10 protein-coding genes are annotated in these 10,448 nt (G+C 62.4%); 6 read left to right on the top strand and 4 right to left on the bottom strand.

The features are described from left to right. Positions 1 to 229: 229 nt before the first annotated feature. From fdxA to V7080_RS19015, 4 genes are all read left to right on the top strand, one after another. Complete coding sequence (gene fdxA, locus V7080_RS19030) at positions 230 to 553, top strand: ferredoxin FdxA (RefSeq protein WP_334189969.1); 324 nt, start codon at positions 230 to 232, stop codon at positions 551 to 553. Between the two features lie 65 nt (positions 554 to 618). Further along, the gene (locus tag V7080_RS19025) at positions 619 to 1,392 is read left to right on the top strand and encodes a ferredoxin--NADP reductase (RefSeq protein ID WP_334189968.1); all 774 of its coding nucleotides are present in this window, start codon (positions 619 to 621) and stop codon (positions 1,390 to 1,392) included. 73 nt (positions 1,393 to 1,465) lie between these two features. After that, positions 1,466 to 2,200 (top strand): TetR/AcrR family transcriptional regulator, encoded by a 735-nt coding sequence (locus V7080_RS19020; RefSeq protein WP_334189967.1) that lies wholly within the window; start codon positions 1,466 to 1,468, stop codon positions 2,198 to 2,200. Positions 2,201 to 2,227: 27 nt separating this feature from the next. Then, on the top strand, positions 2,228 to 3,427 hold the full coding sequence (locus V7080_RS19015; RefSeq protein ID WP_334189966.1) for an amidohydrolase family protein: 1,200 nt from the start codon (positions 2,228 to 2,230) through the stop codon (positions 3,425 to 3,427). Between the two features lie 164 nt (positions 3,428 to 3,591). On the opposite strand, the gene V7080_RS19010 is transcribed toward V7080_RS19015, so the two are convergent. The 4 genes from V7080_RS19010 to V7080_RS18995 all read right to left on the bottom strand — a co-directional run bounded on the left by V7080_RS19010 (position 3,592) and on the right by V7080_RS18995 (position 7,680). Then, positions 3,592 to 4,566 carry a class I SAM-dependent methyltransferase gene (locus V7080_RS19010; protein ID WP_334189965.1) on the bottom strand — a complete coding sequence of 325 codons (975 nt, stop codon included), beginning with the start codon at positions 4,564 to 4,566 and terminating at the stop codon, positions 3,592 to 3,594. Positions 4,567 to 4,866: 300 nt separating this feature from the next. Continuing rightward, on the bottom strand, positions 4,867 to 5,661 hold the full coding sequence (locus tag V7080_RS19005; RefSeq protein WP_334189970.1) for an IclR family transcriptional regulator: 795 nt from the start codon (positions 5,659 to 5,661) through the stop codon (positions 4,867 to 4,869). A gap of 268 nt (positions 5,662 to 5,929) precedes the next feature. After that, positions 5,930 to 7,465: a class I adenylate-forming enzyme family protein gene (locus V7080_RS19000; RefSeq protein WP_334189964.1), complete on the bottom strand. Its 1,536-nt coding sequence runs from the start codon at positions 7,463 to 7,465 to the stop codon at positions 5,930 to 5,932. After that, on the bottom strand, positions 7,462 to 7,680 hold the full coding sequence (locus tag V7080_RS18995) for a hypothetical protein (RefSeq protein WP_334189963.1): 219 nt from the start codon (positions 7,678 to 7,680) through the stop codon (positions 7,462 to 7,464). The genes V7080_RS19000 and V7080_RS18995 overlap by 4 nt, the downstream gene beginning before the upstream one ends. A 124-nt stretch (positions 7,681 to 7,804) precedes the next feature. Between V7080_RS18995 and V7080_RS18990 the strand changes: the two genes are divergently transcribed. Next, a complete protein-coding gene (locus tag V7080_RS18990) occupies positions 7,805 to 9,346 on the top strand; it encodes a 3-hydroxyacyl-CoA dehydrogenase (protein ID WP_334189962.1) in 1,542 nt (513 codons plus the stop codon). A gap of 3 nt (positions 9,347 to 9,349) precedes the next feature. Further along, a partial coding sequence (locus tag V7080_RS18985; protein ID WP_334189961.1) for a 3-oxoadipyl-CoA thiolase occupies positions 9,350 to 10,448 on the top strand: 1,099 nt, incomplete at its 3' end.

Here is a 10,448-nt window from a genome sequence, read left to right as displayed (position 1 = left end):
TCCCAACCTTCCCCCTACGAGGGGGAAGGAGCCTTGCGGGGCAACTAAATCAGGCAGTTAGACCTTGCACCGCGAGGTCAGCGATGCCTGCATTCCTGTCCAAACCACCCACTTCGCAAATTCTGTTCAATGTAGTGTACACTACATTTTCGTTTAGTGTACACTACATATTCATGTTGTAGCCTCTACATTAACCGGAGTTCGCAGGCCCGTCCACAAGGAGATTCCGATGACCCATGTCGTCACTGAAACCTGCATCCGCTGCAAGTACACCGACTGTGTCGATGTCTGCCCGGTGGATTGCTTCAAGGAAGGCCCGAATTTCCTGGTGATCGACCCGGAGGAATGCATCGATTGCGCGGTATGTGTATCCGAGTGCCCGGTCGAGGCAATCTATGCGGAAGAAGACCTGCCGGCAGGCATGCAGGCGTTCACCGGACTCAATGCCGAACTGGCCGCCGTATGGCCAACAATCTCAAAACGCAACGGCCCGTTGCCGGAAGCGGATGCATGGAAGGAACAGACTGGTAAACTGGCGTATTTGGAACGCTGAAAACGGCCCCTGCCTTAGCCCCGGGGTCCCCAGGCTGAACTTTTTATGTTGACTATGGAGAGAATATGAGTGCCCTTAACGAAGAGCGGGTTTTGTCCGTTCACCACTGGACCGACCGCCTTTTCACGTTCACCACGACACGCGATCCGTCACTGCGTTTCAGCAACGGCCATTTCACGATGATCGGCCTGCGGGTGAACGGCAAACCCCTGCTGAGGGCTTACAGCATCGTGAGCGCGAATTACGAAGATCACCTGGAATTTCTCAGCATCAAGGTGCCGGACGGCCCCCTGACCTCGCGCCTGCAGAATATCCAGGTCGGCGACACCATCATCGTCGGCCGCAAGCCCACCGGCACGCTGGTCACCGACTACCTGCTCCCCGGCAAGCGCCTGTACCTGCTGTCCACCGGCACCGGCCTGGCGCCATTCATGAGCATCATCCGCGACCCGGAAACCTACGAAAAATTCGAACAGGTCATCCTCGTGCATGGCGTGCGGCAGGTCGATGAACTGGCCTACCACGACGTGCTGGTCGAGCATCTGCCGAACCATGAATTCCTCGGTGACCTGATTACCAGCAAACTGCGCTATTACCCGACAGTCACCCGCGAGCAGTACAAGAACATGGGCCGCGTGACCGACCTGATCACCAGCGGCAAGCTGTTCGAAGACCTTGGCGTTCCCAAGCTGGACCCTGCCATCGACCGGGTAATGATCTGCGGCAGCCCGGGCATGCTGCGCGATTTGAAAGTCATGCTGGAGAAAGACGGCTTCAAGGAAGGCAATACCTCGACGCCGGGCGATTTCGTGATCGAGCGCGCATTTGCGGAACAGTAATCACATGCCGCCCGCCGACGCAAGGCGGGCGGCAAATCCGGTATCTTCGACGTTCAACGGCTGACGGTTCACCATGGCGACATCCCCTCCCCGACGTACCGCAGCCGGCTCCACAGCCACAAGGCGACCGCGGGTGCGCGAGATGGCCGCCCAGGCGACGCAGGAAAACATCCTGCGCGCGGCGACCAAGGTCTTCGCCAAGCACGGCTTCGCCGGCGGCCGCATCGAGGAAATCTCGAAGGCGGCCAAGTCCCATGACCGCATGATCTATTACTACTTCGGCAACAAGGAAGAGTTGTTCATCGCGGTGATCGAGGACACCTACCGGCGCTTCAACGACGCCGAATCCAAGCTCGTCCTCAAGATGGACAACCCGGTCGAGGACCTGAAGACGCTGGTGCGCTTCATGTGGACCTACTACCAGCAGAACCCCGAATTCATCACGCTGCTGAACAGCGAGAACCTGCACCGTGGCAAGCATATTTCCAAGTCGATGCGCGCCCGCGAATATTCGTCGCCCGCCATCTCGCTGATGGACAGCGTACTGAAGCGTGGCGCTGAAATGGGCCTGTTCCGCACCGATGTCCGGGCACGCGACATCTACCTGATGAGCGCCGCCCTCGCCTATTTCTATACCTCCAACCGCTTCACGCTATCGGCCTTCCTTGGCGAAGACCTGGCCGCACCCGACGCGCTTGCGCACTGGGAAGATTTCATTTGCTCCGCCGTCATCCGCCAGGTATCGATGGCCTCGGATGTGGCGGAGGTACGACCGGCCACGGACGAACGCGAACGGCCGGCCGCCTGACATTTACCTCATCACAGGAGACATTCCATGGCAGACGCAGCTACCAGTTCGGCATCCGGCAAGGTCGTGATCAAAAACATCGGTTTGCTGCTGTCGGGGGACATCGACAAGCCGATCCTCGATGCCGACACCATTGTCGTCCATGACGGACTGATTACCGCGGTCGGCGCGGAAGCCGATTGCGACACCGCGCAGGCCGACGTCACCATCGACGCCCGCAAGACCTGCGTCGCGCCGGGGCTGATCGACAGCCATGTGCATCCGGTGTTCGGCGACTGGACACCGCGCCAGAACCAGCTCGGATGGATCGATTCCACCATGAACGGCGGCGTCACCAGCATGATTTCCGCCGGTGAGGTGCATCTGCCCGGCAGGCCCAAGGACATCATCGGCCTGAAGGCGCTCGCCATCACGGCCCAGCGTGCATTCGACAATTTCCGGCCCGGCGGCGTGAAGGTGATCGCCGGCGCGCCAGTGATCGAGAAAGGCATGACCGAGCACGACTTCAAGGAACTCGCCGAAGCCGGCGTCACCCTGCTCGGCGAGGTCGGCCTGGGTTCGGTGAAGGCCGGCGAGGAAGCGCAGAAGATGGTGGCCTGGGCGCGCAAGTACGGCATCCAGAGCACCATTCATACCGGGGGACCGTCGATTCCCGGCTCCGGCCTGATCGACAAGGACGTGGTGCTGGAAGCCGATGCGGACGTCATCGGCCACATCAACGGCGGCCATACGTCGCTGTCGGAGGCCCATGTCTGCGAACTGTGCGAAAAATCCAGCCGTGCCATCGAAATCGTCCACAACGGCAACGAGCGTGTTGCCATCGCCGCCGCGCAGACGGCCATGCAGTTGAAGTGTCCGCATCGCGTGATTCTCGGCACCGACGGTCCGGCAGGCTCGGGCGTGCAGCCGCTCGGGATCCTGCGCATGATTGCGTTGCTGTCCAGCCTGGGTCGCATCCCGGCCGAGCAAGTATTTTGCTTCGCAACCGGCAATACCGCACGCATCCGCAATTTGAATTGCGGCCTGATCGAACCGGGCCGGGCGGCGGATTTCGTCTTCATGGACAAGGCGCAGCATTCGGTCGGGCGCGACCTGCTGGACAGCGTGCAGCTCGGCGACCTGCCGGGCGTGGGCATGGTGATGATCGACGGCATCGTGCGCTGCGGACGCAGCCGCAACACGCCGCCGGCGACCGAGGTACCGGTCGTGGTGACAGGCAAGCACTGACGCCGGGGACGCTCAATCGCCTCTATCACCCCAATCGCCTCGATCGCGACTGCTTCACCACGCTGCCCATCGAGGCGCTTTGTTCATGCGCTGACACGTCGCACGTCTTGAGCCTCATCCGTCGTGCCGGACAATGTATCCGGCGCCTGTGCCTTGGCTGCTCCTCAGGACGGCGGCCCGGGTTGCGGGCTTCGAGGCTTGCTGGCCCTCACGATCAACGCGTCCCAGACCGCCACCGGCTTACCACCCTGGTCGCGAATGTTCTCGCGCCGCGTCTTGTCGATCACAATGTTTTCATAACCGGCTGAATGGAGCAGGTGCGTTAGCTGCGATTGATCATAGACGTGGACGCCGGGCCTGTTCTTCCAGCTGTGGTCCGGTCCCATGAAGGCGCAAATCAGGTATCCCCCCGGCCGCGTGGCATCGCATAGTCGTTGCAATGTGCGCGGAAGGTCGTCTCCCAGGAACGCAAGCACATAGTGCGCATGCACCACGTCCATGTCGAAAGGCAGTGCGGCATCCTGGATCCGGGCGATTTGCACTTGCGCATGGCCTGCATCCACTTCCTCCTGGATCATCGGAAGGCAGCGCGCGTCCATGTCCACTGCATGGATCTTGCGCCAGCCTGCTTCCATGAACGCGCGCACCCCGCTGCCGTCCTCGAAGCCCACTTCCAGCATGGCGCCTGTCTTTAGCGCACCCTGCGCTTGATTCCGAAGGAACCGGGACAGGTAGGGAAGCGGCGGCGCTTCCCTTGAAAGGGGCCGGGTTTTGGAAGCATCCCATTCCCAGGGGAACGACGAGGCTGCCTCCGCCGCGGGACGGTCTGCTTCCGCATTGCGTCGGCTCTCCTCAAGCGGCTGCCGCAACGATGGAACCGGAATGTCGCGATGGTGGGCGTCACTGCCCTGACCCCGGTTGAGCCCGGATTGAATTGGCGCTTTTTGACCAGGAGGACACGTCTTCCTGACCCGGCGCAACAACCCTTCGATGGTAGTCCGTCGCTTGACAGGAAGAATATCGAGGATTTTTTGCGTTGCAGAGAGTTGCCGTCCCTCGGCCTTGGCCTTGGCGATTCCCTTGCCGGGGGTATGGCCGACGTATTCGTGCGGGCCGATGTGAAATTTGAAACGGATCATGGCTTCCATCGTAAAAAACCGCACGTCGCGGAAAGGATGACGATGAGTTGCGGCACGTCGTGCCTGGTTCCATGGAAAGTTGGACAAGTGATGTTGCCGGCAATCTGCTCACGAAAGCTTTTTCCGACGTCATTCGCCGGGCGCTGCGTTGTGAACTTTGGCGAACGTGCCAGCCCGAATGGCAAGGCCTGTTGCGCAGGAAGTGTATGGGATTGCCGGGCAGCGGCTACGTCTCGCGGAACGGAGAACGTCTGTCGCCGTCTGCCGCGCCGGAGTGACGGAGGGATGTAAAGAAGAAAATCAGGGACGGCGGAAGCGATCCACCAGCTCGATCAGTTTCGGACGCACCTCGTTCAACAGGAATTCCGGCGACAGGTTGAATGCCGGTCCGCCGCAGTTGATGCTGAGGATGGCGCTGCCGTTGTTCGGCTTGAAGGCAACTGCAATGGCGTTCACATCGCGCTGCCAGCTGCCGAACGATGTGCAGCAACCCAGCGTCTGGTATTCCTCGATCGAACGGTTGACGCCGTCGCGGATGCTCGGCCATTTCATTTCATCCAGCTCGCGCACCCGTTCGAGGATGTCGTTGCGCTCGGTGCTGCCTGCTTCGGCGAGATAGGCGCGGCCCATCGCCGTGATGGCGATCGGGATGCGGGCGCCGACGTCGAGGCGCAGCGTCAGCGCCGCCTGGCTGCGGCAGTTCTCCACGTAGATCATGCTGAGACGGTCGCGCATGCCGAGGGAGACGGTGGCATGCGAGAAGTCGGCGAGTTCCTGCATGTAGGGACGCGCAAACTGCCGGATGTCGAGCTTGGACAGCATCGCACTGCCCAGCGCCAGGCTGGCGGTGCCGAGCCGGTACTTGCCCATGTCGTCGTCGTACTGCAGGTAACCGAGCTTGGTCAGCGTGTAGGTAAGGCGGGAGACGGTGGATTTCGGCAGCTTGCTGCGATCGGCAAGTTCCTGGTTGCCGAGCAGCTTCTCGCCGGACCGGAAGCAGGCCAGCACTTCCAGTCCACGGGCCAGCGCGGTCACGAAGTGCCGGTCTTCCTTGGCATTCGACTTCTGCACCATAGGGACTTCTTCTTCGTTCATATCTTTTGCCATGGTTTTCGTCAGCATGATGTTGTGCTCGGTTAGGTACTGCAATTAGGTACCACGCTGATTTGGACTACGATTCGGAATGCTCGTATGCGCCAGGCGTGCCCTGAAAGTGATTCTTTACGCCACCGTCGTTTGCCTGGCTCGCACCATCGCGGCATCGGACAGCGGCGCAAAAACCCGCTGCATTATCCTGTAAATCTTTCTTCTCACCAACAAACAATCGCCATCCGCGGACGGCGCGTGGCGCGAATACAAACATCTATGCGCCGCTGCGTTCCCGTTCCGCAGCCATGCGCTGCAATTCCTTTTTCAGCACCTTGCCGGTTGCCGCCGCCGGCAGGTGTTCGAGTACCACGATCTCGCTCGGCATCTTGTATGGCGACAGGTTGGCTTTCAGGTGGGCGCGCAGCTTGTCCATATCGATCGCCGCGCCTTGCGACGGTTCGATAAAGGCGACCACTTCCTCGTTGCCGTCCACCTCGCGCCCCACTACCGCCGACTGCACCACTTCCGGAAAGGCGTTGAGCACCTGCTCCACCTCGATCGGATACACATTGAATCCAGAGCGGATGATCAGTTCCTTGCTGCGCCCGACGATGAACACCGCGCCGTCGGCTTCGATGCGCGCCAGATCGCCGGTGCGCAGCCAGCCATCTTCGGTGATGGTCTCGGCGGTCAGTTCCGGCGCGCGGTAATAGCCCTTCATCACATTCGGTCCACGCACCCAGAGTTCGCCGATGCCTTCGGCATCGTTTTCCGCACCGTTCAGCTTGATCTCGATATAAGGAATTGCCTGGCCCACGGAGCAGTCGGTGCGCGGCGCATCGAGCCTCGTCTGGCAGATAGACGGCGACGCCTCGGTCATGCCATAGCCGTTTTGCAGCGGCATGCCGAACATTCTTTCGAAGCCCTGCTTCAGCGGCAAGGTCAGCGGCGCCCCGCCGGACTGTGCAACGCGCAACCTGGGCGCCGCCACCGGCACGCCCTTTACCTCCCGCCACTCGACCAGCTTGGCATACATCGCCGGCGCACCGTGCAATACCGTAATCCCGCCGTCGGCCAGCGCCTGCACCAGGTCTCCGACCTGGAAACGCGGCACCAGGCGCAAGGCCGCGCCCGAAAACAGAGACGCCATCAGCAACGAAGTGAGTCCATACACGTGCGACAGCGGCAGGACGCCGTAGACAACATCCTCCGGCGTCATCCTGCGCATGCGGGTAGTGTTGGCGCCGACAAACATCAGGTTGGCGTGCGTGAGCATGACTGCCTTCGGCGCGCCGGTGGTGCCGGAGGTGTACACCATGGCGGCCACCTGGACAGCGCCGTCGTGGGCGACCGGCTCAGGGGTCGCCGCGTCATTCAGCGCCCCCAGCATCAATCCGCCGATGCCTGGCCATTCCACCACCTGTGCGCCGCGTGCTTCGCCATGCGCTTTGGCCTGCGGCGACACCGCGCTGAAGTACAAGGCGCGCCGCGCACCTGAATGCGCAAGGAAGTTATCGATTTCCCGACCGGAAAGGCGGGCATTGACGCTGGCCGACCATGCATCGAGACGGCTGACGGCCAGGATGCATACGGCCAGGGCGACCGAGTTTTCCGCCACCAGCAGCACGCGGTCGCCGGCACGCACGCCCGCTTGCCGAAGGCGTTCGGCCACTTCTTCCACGATCCCGCCGAGTTCGCCGTAAGTAATAGTGCGATCGGCGTCGATCAGTGCGGAACGCTCGGCATGGCTAGCTGCCCAAGGCAGGAAGGCTTCATGTATACGGCGCGGCATCGGCGCGGCTTGGTTCATTTCATTCCTCTGTATGCGGGCAAGGCGCAGCGGACATCGGCAGGCTGGCACGCCCTCGTCGACACTGGGAATTTGCCATGGATCATGGTGCCGATGGTGTCATAAGCGCATTGAAAAATCAATGTATTTGCAGAACTTGGTTCTGCAATGCAGCACATTTTGAACGGCCGATTTGCCGTCGTACGAACATCCGGCAGCGCAATCCGTTTTTCCATTTATCAATCCGTGCCAGAGGAAATGGATTTCTTGACAGATCAACCGAGACGAAATACAGTTCCATTTTAAATAGTTTAGTTCTGCACAGCAGAATTAAACGCAAAAACGATTTCGGAGCCCCGCATGTCACAGTCAAATCGTCCGCAACCAGATTCCCCGGACCTGACCATCGGATTGGTGGGATGCGGCGTGATGGGCCGCGGTATTGCACAGATCGCGGCACTTGCCGGCGCGCAGGTCAGGTTGACCGATGCGCGTGAAGGTGCCGCGACGGCCGCGCGCCAGGAATTGATCGCCACCTTCGCCAAGCTGACCGAGAAAGGCAATCTCGACCAGGCCGCCGCCGCCAATGCCGCCGAACGGCTTACCGCCTGCAACGGCATCGAAGACCTCGCCGGCTGCCATGTCGTGATCGAGGCCATCGTCGAGGAGCTCGGCGCAAAGAAGTCGCTGTTCGGCACATTGGAGGGTATCGTCGCGCCCGACGCCATCCTCGCCACCAATACCTCTTCCCTGTCGGTGACAGCCATCGCGGCCGGGCTCAAGCATCCGGAGCGCGTGGTCGGGTTCCATTTCTTCAATCCGGTGCCGCTGATGAAAATCGTCGAAGCGATCGGCGGCATCATGACCGCTCCGGAAATCACCGATTTCATGCTGGCGCTCGGCAAGCACTGGGGCCATGCGGCGGTGCGCGCGAAGGACACGCCGGGCTTCATCGTCAATCATGCCGGACGCGGCTACGGCACTGAAGGACTGCGCCTGCTGGCGGAAGATGTGGTGACGGTGCCGGCGCTCGACGCCATCCTGCGCGACACCGCCGGCTTCCGTCTCGGCCCCTGCGAACTGCTGGACCTGACCGCGCTGGATGTATCGCATCCGGTGATGGAATCGATCTACCACCAGTATTACGAAGAACCGCGTTTTCGCCCGCAGGGCCTGACGCGCCAGATGCTGACCGCCGGCCTGCTCGGCAAGAAGGTAGGACGCGGCTTTTACCGCTACGGCGCCGACGGCAAGAAGGAATCGATCCCGGAAGACCCGCCGAGCACAGTGCGTCCGGCCAGCGTCTGGCTCAGCCGTGAACGGCCGCAGCTCGCCGAGCGCATCGAGCGCCTGATCGTCGATACCGGCGTCCGCCTCGAAACCGGCGAACTGCCGAGCGACGATGCGCTGTGCATCGTCACGCCGCTGGGCGACGACGCCACCACCTGCTGCGTGCGCGACGGACTCGACGGCCGCCGCACCGTCGGCGTGGAAAGCCTGTTCGACCTCAGCCGCCGCCGCGTGGTGATGACGACGCCGGCGACCGATGAAAGCTATCGCGAGATGGCGCGCGGCCTGTTCGGCGCCGACGGCAAGGCCGTCAGCGTGATCCGCGACAGTGCCGGCCTGGTGACGCAGCGCGTGGTCGCCCACATCGTCAATATCGCCTGCGAAATCGCGCAGCAGGGCATCGCCGATCCGGCCGACATCGACCGCGCCGTGACGCTCGGCCTCGGGTATCCGATCGGCCCGCTGGCCTGGGGCGACGAGCTCGGCAGCGCAACTGTACTGACGATCCTGACCAACCTCGAAGAACAAACCGGCGACGCCCGCTACCGCTCCAGCCCATGGCTGCAGCGTCGAGCCCTGCTCGGACTTTCGTTACATCACAAGGAAATTTAAATCATGCTCGACGCTTACATCTACGACGGCCTGCGTTCGCCGATCGGCCGCCACGGCGGCGCCCTTGCCGCGGTCCGCCCCGACGACCTGGTGGCGGAAGTGATGCGCGCGCTGGTGGCGCGCAATGCCTTCCCGGCGGATTCGATCGAAGACGTCATCCTGGGCTGCACCAACCAGGGCGGTGAAGATGCCCGCAACGTGGCGCGCAACTCGCTGCTGGCAGCCGGGCTGCCGGTGACGGTGGGCGGCCAGACGGTCAACCGCCTGTGCGCCAGCGGCCTGGCCGCGGTGATGGATGCGGCCCGTGCCGTCACCACCGGCGAAGGCGACCTGTACATCGCCGGCGGCGTCGAAAGCATGAGCCGCGCCCCTTTCGTGGTGGCCAAGGCGGAAGCGGCGTACAGCCGTGAATTCAAGGTCTTCGATTCCACCATCGGCGCTCGCTTCCCGAACCCGAAAGTCACCGCCGAGTACGGCGCGCATACGATGCCGGAAACCGGTGACAACGTCGCCCATGACTTCGGCATCACCCGTGACGACGCCGACGCCTTCGCGTTGGCCTCGCAGATGAAATATCACGCCGCGCTGCAGGACGGTTTTTATAAGGAAGAGATACTTCCGATCAGCGTGCCGACCGGCCGCAAGACGCCGCCCATCGTGGTCGACCAGGACGAGCATCCGCGTCCCGAAACCACCGGCGCGACGCTGGCCAAGCTCAAGCCGCTGTTCGAAGGCGGCGTGGTCACCGCAGGCAATGCATCCGGCATCAACGACGGCGCTGCCGCGCTGCTGGTCGGCAGCCGCGCTGCCGGCGAGAAGGCCGGCAAGGCGCCGATGGTGCGCATCCTGTCGGCGGCGGTCGCCGGCGTCGAGCCGCGCATCATGGGCGTCGGCCCGGTGTACGCGATCCGCAAGGCGCTGCAGCGCGCCAACCTGACGCTGGCCGACATGGACATCATCGAGATCAACGAAGCCTTCGCCAGCCAGGTGCTCGGCTGCCTGAAGCTGCTGGAAATCGGCTTCGACGACGCGCGCGTGAACCCTAATGGCGGCGCGATCGCCATCGGCCATCCGCTCGGCGCCTCGGGCGCCCGCCTCGCGC

Origin of the sequence: Noviherbaspirillum sp. (assembly GCF_036846085.1) — a bacterium.
Lineage (GTDB): Bacteria > Pseudomonadota > Gammaproteobacteria > Burkholderiales > Burkholderiaceae_D > Noviherbaspirillum.
Note: the sequence above shows the minus strand (reverse complement) of the source record. Positions and strands in the feature narration are given on the sequence as shown.